This window comes from Leeuwenhoekiella sp. LLG6367-2.1, from assembly GCF_045055775.1.
GTDB classification, from domain to species: Bacteria; Bacteroidota; Bacteroidia; order Flavobacteriales; family Flavobacteriaceae; genus Leeuwenhoekiella; species Leeuwenhoekiella aequorea.
Genome location: NZ_CP159331.1, coordinates 1245495 through 1267096 on the forward strand (window position 1 = coordinate 1245495; position 21602 = coordinate 1267096).

Below are 21602 nucleotides of genomic sequence, written 5' to 3' on the forward strand. Positions count from 1 at the left end.
GAATTGTACCATTTGCTGAACAAGAAAAATTTAAAATTAAAGACCTTAGTAAGGTAAAAGTTTATAGTGGCTTTGAAAAATTACTAAGTGAGGGGGCCTTCAAAAACAACGGTTTTAGGGAGCTCTTCGGCCTTTTCGAGGGTAAACGAAAACTCAGAACCCACTCCAAAATCGCTTTCTATATAAATCTTTTCGTCATGGGCTTCAATGATGTGCTTGACGATGGAAAGTCCTAAACCAGAACCTCCTTCTCTTCTCGACCCACTTTTATCTACCCGATAAAAACGCTCAAATAAGCGAGGTATATGCTCTGTGGAGATCCCCTCTCCATTATCTGTAACGCGTACAATAACTTTATTCTGAATTAGATTTTCAATCGAAACTTCTGTAGTACCGTCCTGTTTGCCGTATTTAATCGAATTTACAATCAGGTTCGTTAATAATTGCTGTATACGTTCTCGATCTGCATTAACCATAATAGGCCCATTATATGGCATATCGTAAGCAAGCGTAATATTTTTCTTAGCAGCTTTCATTTCTAAGAGATCAAAAGTTCCCTTAACCAGCTCTACCATATCAAAATACTCATATCTTAAATTGAGATCCCCCACTTCTAGCTTTGAGATCATATCCAGATCACTTACCAGATAAACCAAACGTTCTACTGCAGCAGCTGCACGTTTTAAGTATTTTTTTCTAACGCTTTTATCTTTCATCGCCCCATCAAGAAGCGTATGAATATAACCTTGCGTGGTAAACAATGGCGTTTTGAGTTCGTGCGCTACATTACCCATAAACTCCTTTCTGTATTCTTCTCTAATTTTAAGAGATTCTATTTCAAGTTTTTTACTAGCCGCAAACCGTTCAACCTCTTTGGTTAGCGTTCCCATATCTGTAGTAACCTGACCTCGTTTTAAAGTAGTGACATCAAGAAGAGAAACATCATCGTAGATTTTTTTTACGCGCTTGTAAATAAACTTTTCTACTCGTATTTGTAAAACAGTAAACGAGAAGCAAAAGCAGATTACTGCAAAGCTTAATATCCATAAAAAATCAAAACGATCTTCTGTAAAGAAAAAAACGCTCACAAAGAGCGTTAGAAATAATGTGATATACATTGCAGAAAAACCTGCAAAACGATATGATTTTTTAAAACTAGCAGACATTAAACAACAAATTTATACCCTACCCCTTTAATTGTCTTAAATCGCTTATCTCCTATCTTTTCGCGTAGCTTTCTAATATGAACATCTATAGTTCTACCACCTACTACAACCTCATTGCCCCAGACTTTATCTAAAATATCTTCGCGTTTAAAAACTTTTCCCGGTTTTGACGCAAGAAGTGACAACAGCTCAAATTCCTTACGAGGAAGCACAAGCTCTTTTTTATCTTTTATGATTTTATATTCTTCCCGATTAATTACTAAGTCGCCTACTTTAACCAGCGAATCCCCTTCTTCCTCCTCTTTAAGTCTGCGTAATAATGCTTTTACTTTACTCACTAAAACCTTTGGCTTTATAGGTTTTGTAATGTAATCATCTGCACCTGCATCATAGCCGGCAACTTGAGAATAATCTTCTCCACGTGCAGTTAAAAAGGTAATTATAGTTTCTGCGTGTTCCGGGAGTTTACGTATTTGCTCACAAGCTTCAATCCCATCCATCTCGGGCATCATCACATCCAGAATAATCAAATGTGGATTGTGCTTTTTTGCCATTTTTACACCTTCTTTACCATTCTCAGCAGTAACGACTTGGTATCCTTCGTTACTAAGATTATAACCTACAATTTCTAGGATATCTGGCTCGTCATCAACAAGCAGAATTTTAATTTCCTTTTTTTTCATTCGTGTAAAGATTTAATGTAATCGTAAAGATAAGGTTTAAATCGTGGCATAGCATTGCTATTTACATTGGTAACATTTAGATAAAGTTGAGCAGCTTATAACTAATAATTAGAGCAATCACTTCCATTTTAAATACCTTTACAATTCTAAATATGTGTATGCAGTCTAACGCCATTTTTAATATTAAAACCAGTGCTGAGTTTGAAGATTTAGCTCTTCAGTCGTTCAAACATCAATGGGAGTTTAATGCAATTTACAAAAGGTTTTGTAATCACCTGGGCATTGATCCTTCACGCATAAATACTGTTGAGAAAATTCCGTTTCTGCCTATTCAGTTTTTTAAACAATTTGATGTACTAGCCTCTCAAAACCCCGTACAAGCTATATTTACCAGTAGTGGAACAACAGGCAGTGTAACTAGTAAGCATCATGTAACTGATCTAGATATGTATGTAAAAAGTTTTCGCGAAGGCTTTAAACTACATTACGGTAATATTGAAGAATACACCGTACTGGCACTCTTACCTTCTTATCTCGAGCGCGACGGATCTTCTCTAATTGTTATGGTCGATCAATTAATTAAAGACAGTAAAAAAGAAGAAAGTGGTTTTTATCTCAACGATTATCCGGGTTTGAGTGAAAAATTAAAAAGGCTTGATGCGGAAGGTGAAAAGATTCTGCTTATAGGAGTTTCTTTTGCTCTTTTAGATCTTACTGAAGCTTTTAAATTTAATTTGAATAATACTATCGTTATGGAAACTGGCGGTATGAAAGGCAGACGTAAAGAGCTCATACGTGATGAGCTTCACCAGCTATTAAAAAACGGATTTGGTGTTGACAAAATTCATAGTGAATACGGGATGACCGAGTTACTCTCTCAGGGATATTCAAAAGGCGACGGTATTTTTACAACTCCTCCCTGGCTGCGTGTTTATATGAGAGATACTGAAGATGCTCTGCAACTTGTTCCTGAAGGTGTTACGGGTGGAATAAATGTCATTGATCTGGCAAATCATAATTCGTGTCCCTTTATAGCCACTCAGGATTTAGGTAAAAAGCTAGATGAAAATCGCTTTGAAATTTTGGGGCGTTTTGATACTTCAGATATACGGGGTTGCAATCTAATGGTTTTTTAAAAAAATATTAATATGCTTTGTAAGCTAACTAAGTAACAAGCGACTATATAACCGTTCATAATTGATTGGTTAGTTAAGTTGAAAAACCCGGATACTTTAGTATTAAAGTGCCGGGTTTTTTATGTTTAAATCTGAATCTGCCGTTCTATCTGTTGATTAAGAGAAATAAAGGTTTCCGTACGGGAAACGCCTTCAATAGCCTGTATTTTTTTGTTGAGCAAATGCATTAAATGCTCATTATTTTTACAAAGTATTTTTATAAATATCGACCAGTTTCCGGTAGTATAATGACATTCTAATACCTCTGGAATTTCTTCAAGTTGCTTTACTGCTTTTGGGTTACTCATCGCGCGGTCGAGATAAATACCTACAAATGCCATTGTGTTATAGCCTAAAATCTTAGGATCTACAATAAACTTACTGCCAGAAATTAAACCCGATTTTTCTAATTTTCTTAAACGTTGATGTATGGCAGCACCAGAAATACCTACTTGTCTGGCGATTTCTAAAATAGGCTTTCGGGCGTCGTCCATTAATTGGCGAAGGATAATTTTATCAATTCCGTCTATAGCTATCTGCTCGTTTACAATTTTCATAACTCATATTTCTAATTAAAAGTACCTGTTTTGCTTATACATTTTTAGCTTTTAGCAGGTATTATTTTAATCAAATAACTAAAATCTATAATTAGGCACGTAAATTTATAGATGATGCGGGTTGTATCCTAAGTAGGGCATATCATACTCCTTAAAGACTATCCCATAATCTTCTAGTCCTTTTAAAATAGGCTCATACACCTCCCGAGCTATAGGTAATTGAACGCCCGGTTGAGTGATTTCTTTATTTAAAATCTTGAGCGCTGCTATAGCTACAGGCAATCCTACAGTTTTTGCCATTGCAGTGTAGGTTTGATTTTCCCCAATGATTACCATTGTAGAATCTATCTGTTTCTGCTCTCCGTTTAACAGAAATCCAAACTTATGATACATTACAATCATATCTTTATCTGTTTCTTCTAGCGTCCATTTATTTTCTAAGATATGCTGAAGACATTGCGCCGGTGTAGCCTCTCTGAGATTTAAAATTTTATCCGGATTAAAAAGATCAAGTTCCAGTAATTTATCCCACAACAGATCGTCTTGATCAATTCGTAGCATATGCCGTAGTTTTAACTCTACAGAATCGTTGGGAGAATAAGGCAAAAAGAGGTTAGTAAACTCCCTATAACTCATCGTTTCTGTGTGTTGCAAATTATAGCTATCATCGGTCATACCTAATTGCACAAATAAATTCCACGCTCTCGAAAATCCTACACGACGCATTGTCCCTCGGTATAAGGTAAGTACATCATCGAGTCCGTAGATACTTCTATATTTTAAAGAATTACGATTAGCATAGGCTTCAAACCTTCCGTGATTTTCGACATCCAGAAATTCGGTGCGTCTAAATAGGCGGTGATACGGGATATATTTATAGGTACCTTCCTGAATAAATTCGGCTGCACCTCCTTGTCCTGCTAATACAACATTACGCGGATTCCAGGTGAATTTGTAATTCCATAAATTGGTATCACTTTCAGGAGCCAATAAACCTCCGCAGAACGATTCAAACAATATTATTTTTCCGCCTTTATCCCGAATGCGATCTATAATGCGCATCGCACTCATATGATCGATACCAGGATCAAGACCTACTTCATTCATAAAAACCAAGCCTTTTTTCTTGACCTCGGCATCGATTTTAAGCATTTCGTCACTTATATAAGAAGCCGTAACCAGATTTTTAGCGAGCTCTAGACAATCCTCAGCAACAATACTATGCAAAAATGCAGGTAACATACTTATAACAATATCTGCTTCGGCAATTTGTTTTCTCCTGTCTTCAATTTTGTTAATGTTGAGCTCCACGGCTTTTGCTCTTAATGTATTACGCACTAAACGCTCGGCATTACTCAAAACTTGATCTGCGATTATTAAATATAAATCTTCTTTTTCAGCCTTTTCTAGAAGATACTTAACCAATTGCGCGGTAGATTTTCCGGCACCTATTATTAATATGTTTCGCATAATTATGTATTATTTTTGCACTGCTGAAATCAACAAAATTTACTGAAACAGTAGCTTTATAAAAATAGTTCTTATGAAAAGAAAAATCCTTATAACAGGTTCTATATTAGGTCTTACGGCAGTAATTCTAGGAGCTTTTGGAGCGCACGGTCTTAAAGACAGTTTAACTGTAGAAGCTTTAAATTCATTTGAAACGGGTGTTCGTTATCAAATGTATCACTCTTTTTTATTATTAATTGTTTCAAGCATTTTACCGCTGAATACTAAATCGCTAAACACAATTTTTTATTTAGTGATAAGTGGCATTATACTTTTTAGCGGTTCTATTTATTTACTTTCTACTAAAGCATTAACCGGAATAGATATAAGTGCCTTTGCGTGGGTCACCCCAATTGGCGGTGCATTACTAATTTCTGCCTGGATAAGTATCACCTACTCTCTTATCAAATCTGCAAAATAATTAGTTAAAATTAAATTATTAGCCAAAATAAAGCATTAATTTTGGCTCGTATTTACTAAAAATTCAATTTATATGGCTACAAGCGCCTTATCTACGAAAACGATTTCGTTAACTCCATACGGAATTAAAAATGCCACAACTCATTATCAATTAGAACCCGAAGACCTGCAGGCTATTAGCCTAGATCTTGGTCAAGGTAGAGAAACATCTACCGGTGCTTTAGCGATAGACACCGGCACGTTTACAGGTAGATCTCCTAAAGACCGCTTCATTGTAATTGATGAATTAACACGCGATGACGTCTGGTGGGGAGATATAAACATCCCCTTTGACAGTCAGAAATTTACGCGTCTTAAAAACAAAATGACCACCTATTTATCTGACCGCAGTCTGTACGTACGTGATGCTTTTGCTTGTGCAGACTCCCGCTTTAAGCTGGGTATACGTGTAATTAACGAATATGCCTGGTCTAATTTGTTTGCTTACAATATGTTTCTGCGTCCTGATGAGAATGAGCTGGAAAATTTTAAAGAAGACTGGTTAATTTTAAATGCACCGGGTTTTAAAGCTAATCCAGAATTAGATGGTACCAGACAAGAGAACTTTGCAATTGTAAATTTTACTGAAAAAACCATACTTATAGGTGGAACCGGTTATACAGGTGAGATCAAAAAGGGTATTTTCTCTGTGCTTAATTTTTTATTACCTACCGAAAAAAACACACTCCCTATGCACTGCTCTGCAAATGTGGGTGAGAATGGTGAAACTGCTTTATTCTTTGGACTATCTGGAACTGGAAAAACGACCTTAAGTGCAGATCCTAATAGGAAACTAATAGGTGATGATGAGCACGGCTGGTCTGAAGACAACTCAATATTTAATTTTGAAGGTGGCTGTTACGCTAAAGTTATTAATCTATCACAAGAGCAAGAGCCAGATATTTTTAATGCGATTAAAAAAGGAGCACTTCTAGAAAATGTCGTTCTTAATGATGATAACACTGTGGACTATGAAGATATCTCAATCACACAAAACACACGTGTAAGTTATCCCATACATCACATAAAAAATATACAAAAGCCTTCTACAGGAAGTACACCTAAGAATATATTTTTCTTAACCGCGGATGCTTTTGGGGTATTACCTCCTATTTCAAGATTAACTCCGGGTCAAGCTGCTTATCATTTTATAAGCGGTTATACTGCTAAAGTTGCCGGCACTGAAGCTGGAGTAAAAGAACCTATCCCTTCATTCTCTGCTTGTTTTGGAGCGCCATTTATGCCTTTGCATCCTACCCGCTATGCAGAAATGCTAAGTGAAAAGATGAAAGCTGCTAACGTGAATGTATGGTTAGTAAACACAGGATGGACTGGTGGATCGTATGGTGTAGGAGAGCGTATGCCGTTAAAATATACACGCAGAATGATAAACGCTGCTTTAAATGGAGAACTTGGTGCATTAAATTATGAGAATTACCACATACATTCAGTATTTGGACTTGCTCAGCCACGCACCTGCCCGGGTATTCCTAATTATATTTTAAGTCCGCGACAGTCTTGGGATAATGAAGATGCATATTACAAAACAGCATTTAAACTTGCCGCAGCATTTAAGGAGAACTTTAAGAAGTTTGAGACTTTTGCAAGTGAAGAAATTATGTCTGGCCAGCCTCCATTAGGCTAGTTCTAAAAATTATAAAAATGAAAAAGGCTCCTTAAACAAGGAGCCTTTTCTATTTGAATCGAGAAGTGATCGTGTCTACTTCTTACTATTTACATTATCTATGTATTTCTCCAAAGCCATTGTCATAGATGGAGTTTCTGGAGTAGGAGCCATAATGTCTACCTTAAGTCCCGCATCTTCTACAGCTTTAACAGTAGAGTTTCCGAATACAGCAATACGCGTTTCATTTTGTTTAAAATCTGGAAAATTTTCAAAAAGAGATTTTATTCCGCTTGGGCTAAAAAACACCAGTACATCATAAGTCACATCTTTTAAATGAGAAAGATCACTTACTACCGTACGATAAAAAATACCTCTATCCCAGTTCAACTTAAGATCATTAAGTACATTAGGAACTTCTGGTTTTAGTACATCAGAAGAAGGAAGTAAAAACTTTTCAGTCTTATATTTTTTAAGGATAGATGACATTTCGGTAAACGTGCGCTGTCCTACATAAATCTTCCGCTTGCGGTAAACTACATACTTCTGTAGGTAGTAAGCCACTGCCTCACTTTGACAAAAATATTTTAAAGAATCTGGCACTTTGAAACGCATTTCATCTGCAATTCTAAAAAAATTGTCAACGGCATTACGGCTGGTTAAAATAATCGCTGTATATTTATTCAGATCGATTTTTTGATGCCTAACTTCCTTTCCTGAAACACCCTCGACATGTATGAAGGGAATGAAATCAACTTTAACTTTTTTCTTCTCTTGCAGTTCAAAATAGGGGGAATTCTCAACTTTTGGCTCTGGTTGTGATACCAAAATAGTCTTCACTTTCATAGACATTCAAATTTGTTTAATTCACACTCTTACTAAACACCTTATATAAAATGAAGTAGGGTGCGATTTCAAGAGCGCAAAGGTACAAAATAAAATAAAAAAGATTATAATAAATTAGATTTTCATATCGTCTTAATGTATTGATAAGACTGATTAAATTAAAGATTACAAAGACGCCTATAATAATCTGAATGAGCAGCAAACTTGGCTGTAAACCATAGATAAACAACGCATTAACGGGCAATAAAATCAAGGCGAAAAAGCTTCTGTAGCTTAACTTCTGAAATTGGTACGAACTCAAAATATGTTCGCCATCAAATAGAACTCCCATCATGCGTTCAATAAAAAATTTTAAAGCCACAAAAACGACATAAACTAAAGCGATTCGTATATAAAGTAAAACCGGCGCTAATGTTACTGAGACTCCAAATTGAACAAAAGCAATATAGATGAAAAGAGAGACAGATAATAACTGGGCGGCAAATAGAATAATATTAAAGGGATCTTGAAATTTGATCTCTTTATTCGCTTTTAAAAGATATTTCTCATTAACCAGCAGCTCTGTAAAATCTATAAATCGCGCTTCGTAAGCCACCTTCACTAATACTACCAGAGCCACGCATGCAACTATTACAATTGTAATCCAGTCATTACTAATAAAACTGCGTTCTAGGGCTTGCACGATAGCTATAATTGAGAGGTTAAAATTAATATAATTCATAGAGTTTACTAGAATGCAGAAGACAATTAACGTTCAAAATAATTACATTTGCGTTTAAATTTCATACAATGGCAGGTTCGCTCGTCATAATCCCAACCTATAACGAAGCAGAGAATATTGAAAAGTTAGTGCGCAATATTTTTGCGCAGCAGCGAGCATTTGAAGTGCTTATTGTTGATGACAATTCGCCAGATGGCACAGCATCTCTGGTTTCTACTTTACAATTAGAATTTGAGGATAAACTCCATTTAATTGAGAGACCCGGTAAAAACGGACTTGGAACAGCATATATAGCGGGTTTTAAATGGGCCTTAGAGCGGGATTACAGTTATATTTTTGAGATGGATGCAGATTTTTCGCATTCACCTAATGATTTAATACGCCTTTATAATGCCTGTGCACGAGGTGGCGCAGATTTAGCAATAGGCTCTAGATATAAAACCGGAGTAAATGTTGTTAATTGGCCTATGGGTCGAGTACTCTTGTCGTACGGGGCTTCAAAATATGTGCGATTTATTACCGGACTCGATATTGCCGATACAACTGCCGGATTCATCTGTTATAAACGTGAAGTTTTAGAGCAGATTACACTTGATAAAATTAAATTTGTAGGATACGCTTTTCAGATTGAAATGAAGTTTAAAGCACACCTTCTAGGCTTTACAATTTTTGAAGTTCCTGTAATTTTTGTTGACCGCACACGTGGCGCAAGTAAGATGAGTACAGGAATTTTTAGTGAAGCTGTTTTTGGAGTAATAGGAATGAAGATAAAAAGTCTTTTTAAAGGATACGCTATTTAAGATGGAAAAAGTACTAATAAAAGATGCAAACATTGTAAATGAAGGTTCTATTGTACGTGGAGACGTGTACATTGAGAACGGGATTATCATTGAGGTGAGTCAAAATCTGAGTGTTAAGAGTCCTGATGTTCACGTGTTTGATGCAGAAGGAAAACATTTACTCCCGGGTGTAATTGATGATCAGGTACATTTTAGAGAACCCGGTCTCACGCATAAAGCATCGATTGCTACAGAATCTGCAGCTGCCGTTGCCGGTGGCATCACTTCTTTTATAGAAATGCCAAATACCATCCCTCAAACCACCACAATTGAAAAGCTGGAAGAGAAATTTAGCATTGCCGCAGAGACCTCTTACGCCAACTATTCTTTTATGTTTGGCGGTACAAATGACAACCTTTCCGAAATAAAAAAAGTAGACAAAAAAACGGTTGCAGGTCTAAAGTTATTTCTTGGAAGCTCTACAGGAAATATGCTTGTAGATAATGAAGATGTTATACGTGAAATTTTTAAAAGTACAGACCTTCTTATTTCTGTTCATTGTGAGGATGAAGCTACTATAAAAGAAAATTTAGCGATTTATACAGAAAGATATGGTGATGATATTCCTATAAATATGCACCCTATTATACGCAGTGCAGATGCGTGCTACATATCTTCATCCAGAGCAATTGCTCTAGCAAAAGAAACTGGCGCCAGACTTCACGTGTTCCATTTGTCTACCGCTAAGGAGATGGACCTTTTTGATAATAAAATTCCTCTAAAAGATAAAAAGATCACTGCAGAGGTTTGTATTCACCACCTGTGGTTTAGTGATGCTGATTATGATGAAAAAGGAACGCTTATAAAATGGAATCCCGCCGTAAAAACTCAGGCAGATCAAGATGCGCTCTGGGAAGCACTACTAGATGACAGGTTAGATGTTATCGCTACAGATCACGCTCCGCACACCCTAGACGAAAAGCAAAACGTGTATACTAAAGCACCCAGCGGAGGTCCGCTGGTACAGCATGCACTTCCTGCAATGCTAGAAATGTATCACGAAGAAAAGATAAGTCTTGAAAAAATTGTAGAAAAGATGTGCCACAATCCGGCAATCTTATTTGAAGTTGAGAAACGCGGATTTATCAAACCGGGATATTACGCAGATCTAGTACTAGTAGATCTTAATAACCCGTGGACAGTAACTACAGACAACATTTTATACAAATGCAAATGGTCTCCTTTTGAAGGAAGCACCTTTAAGTCACGTATCACTCATACTTTTGTAAATGGCCGTTTAGCTTACAAAAATTTTAAAGTATATGATGAGAAATTTGCGCAGCGCTTAACCTTCAACCGATGAGATTAAAAGGTTTTTTAATTGTTTTAATACTGTTTGTATTTGTGGGCTGCAATGAGATACAGCGTCCTAAAAAACCAGATAATTTCATTAAAGAAGATCTTATGGTAGATGTTCTTTATGACATTTCATTAATGCGTACGTTAAGAACCTACAATATGAATGAAATGCGCAGTCTGGGCATTGTACCCGACTCGTTAATTTATAAGAAATACAATATCGATAGTCTTCAGTTTGCAGAAAGCATAAATTACTACAGCGTTAATTTTAATGACTATGCTGCATTATGGGAAGAAGTTAATAAGCGACTTATCGCTCAGCGTGACAAATTACAATTTAATCAGAATGACGAGGATAGCATTCGCAATGCTGCTGAAAAAATAAAGAGAGATTCTATCAATCGACAAGCAAATAGCAAAGACAGCCTCTTGATGCTTGAAGAAACTCAAGATTCTATCTTGGCTCCTATTGGGAATTAAAATGTTTTGAGATTCTTTGTATTGAATCGTTTAATGGCGTGTAGGTAAAATTTAAATCCTGTTTTAACTTAGAAGAATCATAAGATACCTGCGCATAAGCAGATCGTGCGGTGCTTCTAAATAAACGTCTTTTTTTTCCGAAGATCCCTGCAAACCAATCAAGTCGCCAAGCCAATTCTAATTGCCATATCTTAATTTTTTTTGAAGGCACTGTGCTTTTGAGAGCAACTGCAATTTTTTCAAAGAGTGTACTAATCTTTATATTGTGCCCCACGAGGATATAACGTTCATTTGTTATGCTGTGTTTCATAAGTAATACCATCGCCTCAACTACATCCCCAACATCTACAAAACCAGAAGATCCCGGTACAATATATTTGAGACCTTTACTTAATTTTCTAAAAAAAACACCGCTTCCCTGACTATAAAACCCTTCTCCAAGAATAACGCCCGGGTTCACAATCACCACATCTAGACCTTCTTGAGTTCCGCGCCATACCTCCATTTCTGAAGCGAACTTAGAAATGCTATACACACTGTTTTCTTTATTTGCTTCCCAATGTGTGTCTTCAGTAATTTGCTTCTTAGAGTCTCCTAAAGCCGCTACTGAACTAACATAGCACAGCTTTCTTATCTTATTCTTAATACTCAGATTAACAATATTTGCAGTTCCCTCGACATTAATTTTCTGAAGACTTTCAAAATCTTTAGGATTAAAAGAAATTAATGCAGCACAGTGATATACTTCATCAATATTCTTAAAGGCTTCAGTCAAAGCTGGAATATCATTAATGGTCGCCTGAATCCATTCGATCTTATCAAAAAGATCTTCTACGATATCTGGCCGTTGTGCTGTTTTCCATCTAAATAAAGAATGTACCCGCTTCTGACTTTCTAAGGTTCTATACGTAGCGCGTATTTTTTCTTCTCCGTTTTCAGCTAAAGCAAATAGCAAATGTGACCCTACTAAACCTGTTCCTCCAGTGACTAAAATCATAGTTACGAAGTTAATTATATTCTTCTATTCTACCCGCGGTGCTTAAAGCAATATCTTTATATTTACAGGCTTATAAATTTGCAGAAAACAGCACTTATGATTACTAATTTTGTAGAAGAACTTACCTGGAGAGGAATGATTCACGATGTGATGCCAGGAACCGAGGAACACCTTATGGAGCAAATGCGCTCTGCATATGTAGGGATTGATCCTACTGCAGACTCACTTCATATTGGACATCTTGTAGGCGTTATGATGCTCAAGCATTTTCAACAATGTGGGCATAAACCTATTGCACTTGTAGGTGGTGCGACGGGGATGATAGGTGACCCTTCTGGCAAATCAGACGAACGTAATTTACTTGATGAAGAGACTTTACGTCACAATCAACAGGCTATCAAAAACCAATTATCTCGTTTTCTAGATTTTGATTCTAGTGAAGAAAATGCTGCTCAGTTAGTTAATAATTATGACTGGATGAAAGATTTTAGCTTCTTAGAGTTTATACGTGATGTGGGTAAACACATTACCGTAAACTATATGATGGCGAAAGATTCGGTAAAAAAGCGCTTATCATCAGATTCTGCTGAAGGTATGAGTTTTACAGAATTTACATATCAGCTGGTACAGGGTTATGACTTTCTGCACTTATACAGAGAAAAACAATTGACGCTGCAGATGGGTGGTAGCGATCAATGGGGAAATATTACTACCGGTACAGAACTCGTGCGTAGAATAGGCGGCGGTAAAGCATATGCTATGACTTGCCCCCTTATTACAAAGGCTGATGGTACTAAATTCGGGAAAACGGCTGGCGGCAATATTTGGCTTGATGCAGAACGCACCTCTCCATATAAATTTTACCAATACTGGTTAAATACCAGTGATGAGGATGCAGCTAAGTATATAAAAATATTTACCTTCTTAGGACGCGAAGAAATCGAAGATTTAATTGAAAAACATCAGGAAGCTCCACACCTGCGCGCCCTGCAAAAACGTCTTGCAGAAGAAGTAACCACCAGTACTCACGGTGCTGAAGATTTAGAAAATGCCGTACGCGCATCAGAAATTTTATTCGGAAAATCTACAGCAGCCAACTTAAAAGCACTTAATGAAAAAACATTCTTAGATGTTTTTGAGGGGGTTCCGCAAGCAGAAATAAGCCGCGGGGAAGTTGAAGCAGGATTAGATATGGTAAGTGCACTATCAGAAAAAACCGGATTTTTAAAATCAAATGGTGAAGCAAAACGCGCACTAAAGCAAAATTCTATTTCTGTAAATCAAGAAAAGATTGCAGATGATTACACGATAACTTCTGAAGATTTAATCAATAACCGATTTATCTTATTACAAAGCGGTAAGAAAAATTACTTTGTGATTCGCGTAATGGATTAAATCCTATATACATCAATAAAAAAGCCGCAAACAGAACAATCTGCTTGCGGCTTTTTTTTGCCTTACCTTTATTAAGGTGCGCTAAGCATTATCTTCTTCCGCCAAAAACCTGTAGTGCGAAATACAATAAGGTTGCTAACGATCCTATTGCTGCCACCACATAGGTACGTGCAGCCCACTTCAAAGAATCTTTAGCCCCGTCGTGTTCCTGGCTTGTCAACATATTAGATGATTCTAACCACGCTAATGCACGACTACTTGCATCATATTCTACCGGTAATGTGATGAAAGCAAATAAAGTTCCCATTGCAAATAAACCTAGACCTATTACAGCAACTGTAAAGCCCACTCCACTACTTATAATCGACATCAACACAAAACCTCCTATAATTACAAACATAGACATACGAGAAGCTACACTTACAACCGGCACTAATGTGGATCGCATGGTTAACCAACTGTAAGCTTGTGCATGTTGCAGCGCGTGACCACACTCGTGCGCCGCTACGGCCGCTGCCGCTGCATTACGTTGATTATAAACTGCCTCACTTAAATTAACCGTTTTATTTGCAGGATTGTAATGATCTGTTAGCTGTCCTTGCACAGAAATAACTTTCACATCGTGAATCCCATTATCGCTAAGCATTTTACGAGCAATCTCTGCTCCACTCATTCCATTTTGTAAATGTATCTGCGAGTATTCTTTAAACTTGCTCTTTAATTTATTACTCACTAACCAACTCACCAATGCAATTGCACCTATGAGAATATAATATCCCATCATAACTTTAAATTTTAAGTAGTATAAAACTACTGATTAAATAGCAAAAAATAAGCCAAAACGAAAGCTGTCGTTTTGGCTTATTAATACTTAAATGTAATTAAGTTAATAGTAATTATAACAAAAATATATCCACTACACTCGATTTGAAACCATAAAGTACCAAATGTCTGACTTGATTTACTGCAGACTATATCTTCGAATTACTACTCTCATTCCTATAAAATCTATCCTACAAAGTTAATAATCTTACCGGGTACGATAATTACCTTTTTAGGTTCGTGACCACCCAGATACTCTTGAGTTTTCTCATGTGCTCGTACTGCCTTTTCAATTTCTTCTTTAGATAGGTCTAGCGGAAGTTCCATTGTAAAACGCATTTTCCCGTTAAAGGAAATTGGATATTCTTTACTACTTTCTATTAAATGTTTTGCGTCAAATTCAGGAAATGCTGCGGTAGCTATCGACTTATCATGCCCTAATAAACTCCACAACTCTTCTGCGATATGTGGCGCATAAGGCGAAATCAAAATGGCCAGCGGCTCCAGCACTTCTCTATTGTTGCATTTTAATGCGGAAAGTTCGTTAACCGCAATCATAAATGTAGAAACAGATGTATTAAAACTGAAGTTCTCAATATCTTCCTGCGCCTTTTTTATGGTCTTGTGTAGAACTTTCATCGCCTCTTTAGAAGCAGATTCTTCTGAAACTACAAAATCCCCTAAATTACCCGAAGCATCAACTTTGTGATATAGCTTCCACAGTTTTTTGAGGAAATTATGCACTCCGGTGATTCCGGCAGTGTTCCAGGGTTTTGCTTGCTCTAACGGACCTAAAAACATCTCATACATACGCAACGTATCTGCGCCATACTCCTCACAAATAGTATCGGGATTCACCACGTTGTATTTAGACTTAGACATTTTTTCTACTTCGCGACCTACTTTATAAACTCTGTTTTCTAGAATAAATTCGGCATCTTGAAATTCGGGTCTCCAATTTTTAAAAGCTTCAACATCTAACTCATCTGAAGCATTTACAAACTCTACAGGAGCGTGAATAGGCTGAACGTTAAATGAATTTTTATTTGTACTTGACACAAATTTATTTTCTCCATCTACACGATACACAAAAGCACTGGTTCCTAAAATCATCCCCTGATTAATAAGCTTTTTAAAAGGCTCTTCGACCGATGCAAAACCACGATCTTTTAAAAACTTAACCCAGAAGCGGCTGTATAATAAATGACCGGTTGCGTGTTCGCTTCCGCCTATGTACAAGTCTACATTCTGCCAGTAGTCCATCGCTTCTTTTGAAGCAAATGTCTCATCGCGCAAAGCTTTTTCCATATACCTGAAGAAATACCAGCTTGAGCCTGCCCAACCCGGCATGGTGTTTAACTCTAACGGAAAAATAGTTTTATGATCTACTAATTCGTTACTAACAACGGTAAACTTTTCAGTATCCCAAGCCCAAATATCGGCACGGCCTAATGGCGGTTCGCCTTCTTCGGTGGGTAAGTATTTTTCAACTTCAGGTAACCGAATAGGTAAATGCTCAGCAGCGATCATTTGTGGCATTCCGTCAACATAATAGGTTGGGAACGGTTCTCCCCAATAGCGCTGGCGACTAAATACCGCATCACGTAAACGGTAGTTAATCTTACCTTGACCTTGCTTTAATTCTTCGAGTGCTTCAATCGCCTTAGGAAGCGCTTGTTTGTAAGACAGTCCGTTTAAGAAATCTGAATCTTTAAGTGGCGTATTGTCTTTTTCGGCGTATGCCTGCTCACTAATATCAACCCCATCAAATATATTTTTAATAGGAATATTGAAATGTTTTGCAAAATCCCAATCCCGCTGATCACCACAAGGAACTGCCATTACAGCCCCTGTACCATAACCGGCAAGCACATAATCTCCTATCCAGATCTGGATAGACTCTTTTGTAAGTGGGTGCTCTGCATATGCGCCGGTAAATGCTCCCGAAATGGTTTTTACATCGGCCATACGCTCGCGCTCACTGCGTTTTGCAGTTGCTGCTATATACGCATCAACTTCTGCTTTTTGCTCTGGAGTGGTTATCTCCTGAACCAAATCTAGTTCTGGAGCAAGTGTCATAAATGTTACTCCAAAAATAGTATCAGGACGGGTGGTGAATACAGAAATACTTTTATCGCTGTCTTTGACAGCGAACTGGACTGAAGCTCCCTTAGAACGCCCAATCCAGTTAGTTTGAGAATCTTTAAGCGGTTGTGGCCAGTCTATATCTTGCAAGCCGTCTAGTAAACGCTGTGCATACGCACTAATACGCATACTCCACTGCGTCATTTTTTTACGCACCACAGGATGCCCACCACGTTCTGAAACACCGTTTACAATCTCATCGTTTGCTAAAACCGTTCCCAATGCAGGACACCAGTTTACTTCGGTTTCTGCAAGGTAGGTTAAGCGGTATTTTAAAAGGATTTCTTGTTTCGCTTTTGCAGAAGCATTTTTCCACTCTTCAGCAGTAAATGCTTCAATATTTTCATCGCATACCGCTTGAACTTCGGCATTACCTGCTAATTCAAACTTTGCGGTAAGTGTATCTATGTGTTCTGCTTTATTGCTTTCTTTATTATACCAACTTTCAAAAAGCTGAATAAAAATCCATTGCGTCCAGCGGTAATACTCAGGCTCAGAAGTACGCACTTCACGACTCCAGTCAAAAGAAAAACCTATTTTATCTAATTGCTCGCGGTAGCGTGCAATATTAGTTTCGGTAGTAATAGCAGGGTGCTGGCCGGTTTGAATTGCATACTGTTCTGCAGGCAAACCAAACGAATCATAACCCTGAGGATGCAACACATTAAAACCTTGATGGCGCTTATAACGCGCATAAATATCACTGGCGATATACCCTAATGGGTGGCCCACGTGTAATCCTGCTCCCGAAGGATAGGGAAACATATCAAGCACATAATATTTAGGCTTGTCGCTGTTATTTTGAGCTTCAAAAGTACCGTTATCTTTCCAGTGCTTTTGCCATTTTTCTTCAATCGCGTTAAAATCGTAGTTCATTGCCGTGTGTTACGTTGCGCACTTAGCGCGTTATAATAGGCGGCAAATTTACAATTTTAAAGGGATTTGATGTTTTGCTTTCGCGAAAGCTATAAAGCTAGGATCGTGCTTCTTTTTCCATAGGTTTGAGGCACTCGTAGATCAACTCATTTACAGGAACAGACATGCCCAGACGCTTCCCTTCGCGTACGATATACCCGTTGAAGTTATCTAGTTCGCTGGGTTTGCCTTCCATAATATCACGCTGCGTAGAAGCAGTAACGTCTGCTCCCTGGTTTTGTATGGCTTCAAAGACAGATTGCATATGCGCCTCGGTAAGGTTAATGCCTTTAGCCTTTGCTAGTTTAAAAATTTCCTGAGCGGTGTCTTTCATCATATTGAAAAGATAATCGCTCGATCGAATTTTACCCATAGGCACACGTACCAAACCGCCAAGACCACTTATCGTACAAATGAATAAGAACTTTTTCCATATTTCTACTTGAATGTTATCGACCAATTTTACGTTGATATCATTCACTTCATTAAAAACTTCAAGAATTTTTTTAGCCCGGTCTGTCATTCTACCGTCTAGTTCTCCAAAAATAATACTGGGTTCAAAATGAGGATGTTTTATTTTGCCTGGGCCGTCTATAAAACTAACGATACGACACAAACCTCCCAGAACCGATGCGTTAGGAATCACCTCTAGGATCATTTCGGCATTTGCAGCACCATTTTGCAATGGTAAAAACACAGTTTCTGGTTTAACATAGGGTTTCAGTTTTGTAATCGTATCACGCACCTGCCACGATTTTACACCAAGAATTATAAGATCTGGAGTAGGTATTTCATTTAAATCATCTGTCGCAAGATCTGGAACCGCAGTAAAGTCGCCTTTAAAGCTATTTATTTCTAAGCCTTTTTCCTGTATTGCTTTTAAATGTGCGCCACGTGCAATAAAGGTTATATTATGACTTGTTTGCGTAAGTTTTCCGCCAAAATAGCCGCCTACACCACCTATACCGTATATAAGAATATTCATCTTTTTCTAGTTTATTTTATGTTCATTATCTGCTTCGGTACATCTATAAACCGAAAAAGACAAACTAAAAATACAAAATGCAGAAAGGGTGCGTTTAAGAAGCACGAACTTTAGTATTTTTACGCAAAATTTTAGTAAGCCTCATGTCGTCATCTTTTGAAAAGTTTCAGCGCCGCAGATTGATATCATCGTATTTCTCGGTGGTTTTAAGTATTGCTTTGGTGCTTTTTTTATTGGGTTTATTAGGTCTATTAGTGCTCAACTCTAAGAAAGTTGCAGATCACTTTAAGGAGCAAATTGCACTTACCGTTTATTTAAAAGACGACGCCAAGGATGTTGAAATGAAGCAGCTCGAAAAGACATTAGCACTTGCAGACTACACAAAATCTACACAATTTGTTTCTAAAGAAGAAGCTGCAGAAGAACACAGCAAAGAGATAGGTGAGAATTTTATGGATTTTCTAGGGTACAACCCACTTCAAAATTCTATAGATGTGTATATGAAAGCAGACTTTGTTTCTGCCGCTCAGGTAAAAGAAATCGCTGATGAATTGATGACTAAAGATTTTGTGGAAGAGGTGAATTATGACCAGCCATTAATCTCATTACTCAATGACAATATCAAAAAAATTAGCCTCTGGATAATAATCATAAGTGGCGTTTTTACGCTAATTGCCGTTTTGCTTATAAATAGTGCTATTAGACTATCCGTTTATTCTAAACGGTTTACAATTAAAACCATGCAAATGGTAGGAGCAACAAAAGGTTTTATACGCAGACCTTTTATCTGGCTAAGTATGAAACTGGGAATGGTAGGCGCTATAATTGCATTAGCGGGAATGGCCGCTGTTTTGTATTATCTAAATGAAACATTCCCCGAACTTGAACTCCTGCGCGATAAAATGATTTTAGCTATTCTATTTGTAGGGGTATTTGTCGCCAGCGTAGTAATTACATGGTTTAGTACTTTTTTAGCTACACAGCGCTTCCTGAATTTAAGAACAGACGAACTGTATTATTAAAATTTGAATATTAAGAGAGTAATCTCTTTTAACATATAACATTTAACTCTTTACGAGAAATGGGAGAACAAAAACGAAAAAAAAGAAACGAACTGCACCGCAGTAGTTTTATTTTTAAGAAAAAAAATTATCAGGTTATGCTTATAGGACTTGGTGTTATTGCACTAGGTTTTATACTAATGTCTGGTGGAGGAAGTGACGACCCTAACGTTTTTAATCCTGAAATTTATAACTGGAGACGTATACGTCTGGCTCCAGCATTAGTACTTATAGGTTTTGGAATTGAGGTTTATGCCATATTACTCAACCCGGATGCCTCTTCATCAACTACACAAGATGAAGTATCAGAAACTTTTCCTAAGGACAAGCATACAAAGTAAATGGATATAATAGACGCTATAATACTTGGTATAATTCAAGGACTTACCGAATTTTTACCGGTATCATCAAGTGGTCATCTCGAACTGGGTAAGGCTATTTTAGGAGACAGTACGTTACCCGAAGAAAGTCTTTTATTTACCGTAGTACTTCATTTTGCGACTGCATTAAGTACACTTGTCGTTTTTAGAAAAGATATTTTTGAAATTGTAAAAGGCCTGTTTCAATTTAAATGGAATGAGGAATCGCAATTTGCCGTAAAGATTATATTATCAATGATCCCGGCCGTTGTAATTGGTTTGTTTTTTGAGGAACAATTAGAATCTTTGTTTAACGGGAATATCTTTCTTGTAGGGATGATGCTTATTGTTACCGCTCTACTTTTATGGCTTGCAGATAAAGCAAAAGACACACAAAAACCGGTGAGTTTTAGTAACGCATTTACGATAGGTGTGGCACAAGCTATAGCCATGCTACCTGGTATTTCTCGTAGCGGAGCTACTATTTCAACTTCGGTATTATTAGGAAATGATAAAAGCAAAGCTGCACGATTTTCTTTTTTAATGGTGGTTCCTTTAATTTTTGGAAAAATAGCCAAAGATCTTTTAGGTGGTGAAATCACTACAACATCCGGTAATTTCACGCCTCTTTTAATAGGCTTTATTGCTGCATTTATAAGTGGTTTAATCGCTTGTACCTGGATGATAAAACTTGTAAAAAAGAGCAAACTCTCTTGGTTTGCTGTCTACTGTCTACTGGTAGGAATTATCGCTGTAGGTTTTGGATATTATAATCTATAGGAATTAGTTTCTACAACAACAGTCTTAGTATGCACACAGAAGAAGAGTTTAAAGAAGGGCAGGTTTTACTTTTTGACAAACCACTTAACTGGACCTCGTTTCAGCTGGTAAATAAGGCTCGCTGGCTCATACGGAAAACTTACAACATTAAAAAAATAAAGGTAGGTCACGCGGGCACTTTAGATCCGCTTGCTACAGGCTTACTTATTATTTGCACCGGTAAATTCACAAAACGTATTGAAGAATTTATGGGGCAGGAAAAGGAATATACAGGAACTTTTGTGCTGGGCAGCACGACTCCTTCATATGACTTGGAAACTTCAGTAGATGCTACCTTTTCTACTTCACATATTACTGAAGATTTAATTCACGCAACTACCGAAAAATTTACAGGAAGCATTCAGCAAAAACCGCCAGTTTTTTCCGCTTTAAAAAAGGAAGGTAAACGCCTTTATGAGTTTGCCCGTGCAGGAGAAGAAGTAGAAATACCTACACGTAAAGTACATATTTCTTCATTCAAAATAACACGTATTGCACTCCCTGAAGTAGATTTTGAAGTACGTTGTAGTAAAGGTACCTACATACGATCTCTAGCAAATGATTTTGGAAAAGCGCTAGATAGCGGTGCGCACTTATCTGCTCTACGCCGCACACAAATAGGTGATTATAAAGTGGATGATGCGATTACACTTGAAGAATTTGAGTCTGCATTAAGTGCCCGCATATAAACACAATTAGTAGCTAGTTCTATCGTTCTGTTTAACAGCACTAGAAATTACATTTTT

At 37.2% G+C, this 21602-nt stretch carries 21 protein-coding genes; 11 read left to right on the forward strand and 10 right to left on the reverse strand.

Annotation, left to right across the window (positions count from 1 at the left end; all coding sequences use genetic code 11):
• Positions 1 to 83: 83 nt before the first annotated feature.
• Together ABVM53_RS05640 and ABVM53_RS05645 are read right to left on the reverse strand one after the other, a co-directional pair.
• On the reverse strand, positions 84 to 1166 hold the full coding sequence (locus ABVM53_RS05640) for a cell wall metabolism sensor histidine kinase WalK (RefSeq protein WP_371455725.1): 1083 nt from the start codon (positions 1164 to 1166) through the stop codon (positions 84 to 86).
• Entirely contained in the window at positions 1166 to 1849 is a 684-nt protein-coding gene (locus tag ABVM53_RS05645) for a response regulator transcription factor (RefSeq protein WP_128757919.1), read from the reverse strand. Before ABVM53_RS05645 ends, ABVM53_RS05640 begins: the two co-directional genes overlap by 1 nt.
• Positions 1850 to 2007: 158 nt before the next feature.
• Here ABVM53_RS05645 and ABVM53_RS05650 point away from each other — a divergent pair, with 158 nt between their 5' ends.
• Positions 2008 to 2985 (forward strand): acyl transferase, encoded by a 978-nt coding sequence (locus ABVM53_RS05650; protein ID WP_405330363.1) that lies wholly within the window; start codon positions 2008 to 2010, stop codon positions 2983 to 2985.
• Positions 2986 to 3110: 125 nt separating this feature from the next.
• Here ABVM53_RS05650 and ABVM53_RS05655 read toward each other — a convergent pair whose 3' ends face one another.
• The gene (locus ABVM53_RS05655; RefSeq protein ID WP_128757921.1) at positions 3111 to 3581 is read right to left on the reverse strand and encodes an Lrp/AsnC ligand binding domain-containing protein; all 471 of its coding nucleotides are present in this window, start codon (positions 3579 to 3581) and stop codon (positions 3111 to 3113) included.
• Positions 3582 to 3686: 105 nt separating this feature from the next.
• On the reverse strand, positions 3687 to 5051 hold the full coding sequence (locus tag ABVM53_RS05660) for a saccharopine dehydrogenase family protein (protein WP_405330365.1): 1365 nt from the start codon (positions 5049 to 5051) through the stop codon (positions 3687 to 3689).
• 73 nt (positions 5052 to 5124) lie between these two features.
• On the opposite strand from ABVM53_RS05660, the gene ABVM53_RS05665 reads away from it, so the two are divergent.
• Both ABVM53_RS05665 and pckA read left to right on the forward strand, forming a co-directional pair.
• Positions 5125 to 5511, forward strand: coding sequence for a DUF423 domain-containing protein (locus tag ABVM53_RS05665; RefSeq protein WP_405330367.1), 387 nt, complete (start codon positions 5125 to 5127; stop codon positions 5509 to 5511).
• 72 nt (positions 5512 to 5583) lie between these two features.
• A complete protein-coding gene (pckA, locus tag ABVM53_RS05670; RefSeq protein WP_405330369.1) occupies positions 5584 to 7194 on the forward strand; it encodes a phosphoenolpyruvate carboxykinase (ATP) in 1611 nt (536 codons plus the stop codon).
• Between the two features lie 75 nt (positions 7195 to 7269).
• Here pckA and ABVM53_RS05675 read toward each other — a convergent pair whose 3' ends face one another.
• Positions 7270 to 8019: a uroporphyrinogen-III synthase gene (locus ABVM53_RS05675; RefSeq protein WP_405330370.1), complete on the reverse strand. Its 750-nt coding sequence runs from the start codon at positions 8017 to 8019 to the stop codon at positions 7270 to 7272.
• Positions 8020 to 8035: 16 nt separating this feature from the next.
• Entirely contained in the window at positions 8036 to 8740 is a 705-nt protein-coding gene (locus ABVM53_RS05680) for a DUF4271 domain-containing protein (RefSeq protein WP_128757926.1), read from the reverse strand.
• 68 nt (positions 8741 to 8808) lie between these two features.
• Between ABVM53_RS05680 and ABVM53_RS05685 the strand changes: the two genes are divergently transcribed.
• The 3 genes from ABVM53_RS05685 to ABVM53_RS05695 are packed head-to-tail and all read left to right on the forward strand — an operon-like array spanning position 8809 to position 11358.
• Entirely contained in the window at positions 8809 to 9540 is a 732-nt protein-coding gene (locus ABVM53_RS05685; RefSeq protein WP_371455717.1) for a polyprenol monophosphomannose synthase, read from the forward strand.
• 1 nt (position 9541) lies between these two features.
• On the forward strand, positions 9542 to 10882 hold the full coding sequence (locus ABVM53_RS05690) for a dihydroorotase (RefSeq protein ID WP_405330373.1): 1341 nt from the start codon (positions 9542 to 9544) through the stop codon (positions 10880 to 10882).
• Positions 10879 to 11358: a DUF4296 domain-containing protein gene (locus ABVM53_RS05695; protein ID WP_405330374.1), complete on the forward strand. Its 480-nt coding sequence runs from the start codon at positions 10879 to 10881 to the stop codon at positions 11356 to 11358. Before ABVM53_RS05690 ends, ABVM53_RS05695 begins: the two co-directional genes overlap by 4 nt.
• On the opposite strand, the gene ABVM53_RS05700 is transcribed toward ABVM53_RS05695, so the two are convergent.
• On the reverse strand, positions 11345 to 12355 hold the full coding sequence (locus tag ABVM53_RS05700) for an NAD-dependent epimerase/dehydratase family protein (RefSeq protein WP_405330376.1): 1011 nt from the start codon (positions 12353 to 12355) through the stop codon (positions 11345 to 11347). The genes ABVM53_RS05695 and ABVM53_RS05700 overlap by 14 nt on opposite strands.
• A gap of 96 nt (positions 12356 to 12451) precedes the next feature.
• Here ABVM53_RS05700 and tyrS point away from each other — a divergent pair, with 96 nt between their 5' ends.
• Entirely contained in the window at positions 12452 to 13750 is a 1299-nt protein-coding gene (tyrS, locus tag ABVM53_RS05705) for a tyrosine--tRNA ligase (protein WP_405330378.1), read from the forward strand.
• Positions 13751 to 13838: 88 nt separating this feature from the next.
• Here the strand turns inward: tyrS and ABVM53_RS05710 are convergent, their stop codons facing one another.
• From ABVM53_RS05710 to ABVM53_RS05720, 3 genes are all read right to left on the reverse strand, one after another.
• On the reverse strand, positions 13839 to 14534 hold the full coding sequence (locus ABVM53_RS05710; RefSeq protein WP_405330380.1) for a zinc metallopeptidase: 696 nt from the start codon (positions 14532 to 14534) through the stop codon (positions 13839 to 13841).
• A 224-nt stretch (positions 14535 to 14758) separates the two neighbouring features.
• On the reverse strand, positions 14759 to 17593 hold the full coding sequence (leuS, locus tag ABVM53_RS05715) for a leucine--tRNA ligase (protein WP_405330382.1): 2835 nt from the start codon (positions 17591 to 17593) through the stop codon (positions 14759 to 14761).
• Positions 17594 to 17690: 97 nt separating this feature from the next.
• Positions 17691 to 18617 (reverse strand): ketopantoate reductase family protein, encoded by a 927-nt coding sequence (locus tag ABVM53_RS05720; protein ID WP_405330384.1) that lies wholly within the window; start codon positions 18615 to 18617, stop codon positions 17691 to 17693.
• Positions 18618 to 18760: 143 nt separating this feature from the next.
• On the opposite strand from ABVM53_RS05720, the gene ABVM53_RS05725 reads away from it, so the two are divergent.
• From ABVM53_RS05725 to truB, 4 genes are read left to right on the forward strand one after another with little or no spacing between them, the layout of a single operon-like run.
• The gene (locus ABVM53_RS05725) at positions 18761 to 19639 is read left to right on the forward strand and encodes an ABC transporter permease (protein WP_128757935.1); all 879 of its coding nucleotides are present in this window, start codon (positions 18761 to 18763) and stop codon (positions 19637 to 19639) included.
• A 59-nt stretch (positions 19640 to 19698) separates the two neighbouring features.
• Positions 19699 to 20019 carry a DUF3098 domain-containing protein gene (locus ABVM53_RS05730; RefSeq protein ID WP_128757936.1) on the forward strand — a complete coding sequence of 107 codons (321 nt, stop codon included), beginning with the start codon at positions 19699 to 19701 and terminating at the stop codon, positions 20017 to 20019.
• Positions 20020 to 20817, forward strand: coding sequence for an undecaprenyl-diphosphatase UppP (uppP, locus tag ABVM53_RS05735; protein WP_405330386.1), 798 nt, complete (start codon positions 20020 to 20022; stop codon positions 20815 to 20817). It abuts the gene before it with no gap.
• Positions 20818 to 20846: 29 nt separating this feature from the next.
• Positions 20847 to 21545, forward strand: coding sequence for a tRNA pseudouridine(55) synthase TruB (gene truB, locus ABVM53_RS05740; protein ID WP_405330388.1), 699 nt, complete (start codon positions 20847 to 20849; stop codon positions 21543 to 21545).
• Positions 21546 to 21602 lie beyond the last annotated feature (57 nt).

What these genes read in the sequence shown, in the direction of transcription:
- ABVM53_RS05685 (WP_371455717.1), top strand. Translation starts at nt 8,809, where the DNA reads ATGGCAGGTTCGCTCGTCATAATCCCAACCTATAACGAAGCAGAGAAT.
- truB (WP_405330388.1), top strand. Translation starts at nt 20,847, where the DNA reads ATGCACACAGAAGAAGAGTTTAAAGAAGGGCAGGTTTTACTTTTTGAC.
- ABVM53_RS05695 (WP_405330374.1), top strand. Translation starts at nt 10,879, where the DNA reads ATGAGATTAAAAGGTTTTTTAATTGTTTTAATACTGTTTGTATTTGTG.
- pckA (WP_405330369.1), top strand. Translation starts at nt 5,584, where the DNA reads ATGGCTACAAGCGCCTTATCTACGAAAACGATTTCGTTAACTCCATAC.
- ABVM53_RS05710 (WP_405330380.1), bottom strand. Translation starts at nt 14,534, where the DNA reads ATGATGGGATATTATATTCTCATAGGTGCAATTGCATTGGTGAGTTGG.
- leuS (WP_405330382.1), bottom strand. Translation starts at nt 17,593, where the DNA reads ATGAACTACGATTTTAACGCGATTGAAGAAAAATGGCAAAAGCACTGG.
- ABVM53_RS05680 (WP_128757926.1), bottom strand. Translation starts at nt 8,740, where the DNA reads ATGAATTATATTAATTTTAACCTCTCAATTATAGCTATCGTGCAAGCC.
- ABVM53_RS05665 (WP_405330367.1), top strand. Translation starts at nt 5,125, where the DNA reads ATGAAAAGAAAAATCCTTATAACAGGTTCTATATTAGGTCTTACGGCA.
- uppP (WP_405330386.1), top strand. Translation starts at nt 20,020, where the DNA reads ATGGATATAATAGACGCTATAATACTTGGTATAATTCAAGGACTTACC.
- ABVM53_RS05730 (WP_128757936.1), top strand. Translation starts at nt 19,699, where the DNA reads ATGGGAGAACAAAAACGAAAAAAAAGAAACGAACTGCACCGCAGTAGT.
- ABVM53_RS05650 (WP_405330363.1), top strand. Translation starts at nt 2,008, where the DNA reads ATGCAGTCTAACGCCATTTTTAATATTAAAACCAGTGCTGAGTTTGAA.
- ABVM53_RS05645 (WP_128757919.1), bottom strand. Translation starts at nt 1,849, where the DNA reads ATGAAAAAAAAGGAAATTAAAATTCTGCTTGTTGATGACGAGCCAGAT.
- ABVM53_RS05655 (WP_128757921.1), bottom strand. Translation starts at nt 3,581, where the DNA reads ATGAAAATTGTAAACGAGCAGATAGCTATAGACGGAATTGATAAAATT.
- ABVM53_RS05720 (WP_405330384.1), bottom strand. Translation starts at nt 18,617, where the DNA reads ATGAATATTCTTATATACGGTATAGGTGGTGTAGGCGGCTATTTTGGC.
- ABVM53_RS05690 (WP_405330373.1), top strand. Translation starts at nt 9,542, where the DNA reads ATGGAAAAAGTACTAATAAAAGATGCAAACATTGTAAATGAAGGTTCT.
- ABVM53_RS05640 (WP_371455725.1), bottom strand. Translation starts at nt 1,166, where the DNA reads ATGTCTGCTAGTTTTAAAAAATCATATCGTTTTGCAGGTTTTTCTGCA.
- ABVM53_RS05700 (WP_405330376.1), bottom strand. Translation starts at nt 12,355, where the DNA reads ATGATTTTAGTCACTGGAGGAACAGGTTTAGTAGGGTCACATTTGCTA.
- ABVM53_RS05675 (WP_405330370.1), bottom strand. Translation starts at nt 8,019, where the DNA reads ATGAAAGTGAAGACTATTTTGGTATCACAACCAGAGCCAAAAGTTGAG.
- ABVM53_RS05725 (WP_128757935.1), top strand. Translation starts at nt 18,761, where the DNA reads ATGTCGTCATCTTTTGAAAAGTTTCAGCGCCGCAGATTGATATCATCG.
- ABVM53_RS05660 (WP_405330365.1), bottom strand. Translation starts at nt 5,051, where the DNA reads ATGCGAAACATATTAATAATAGGTGCCGGAAAATCTACCGCGCAATTG.
- tyrS (WP_405330378.1), top strand. Translation starts at nt 12,452, where the DNA reads ATGATTACTAATTTTGTAGAAGAACTTACCTGGAGAGGAATGATTCAC.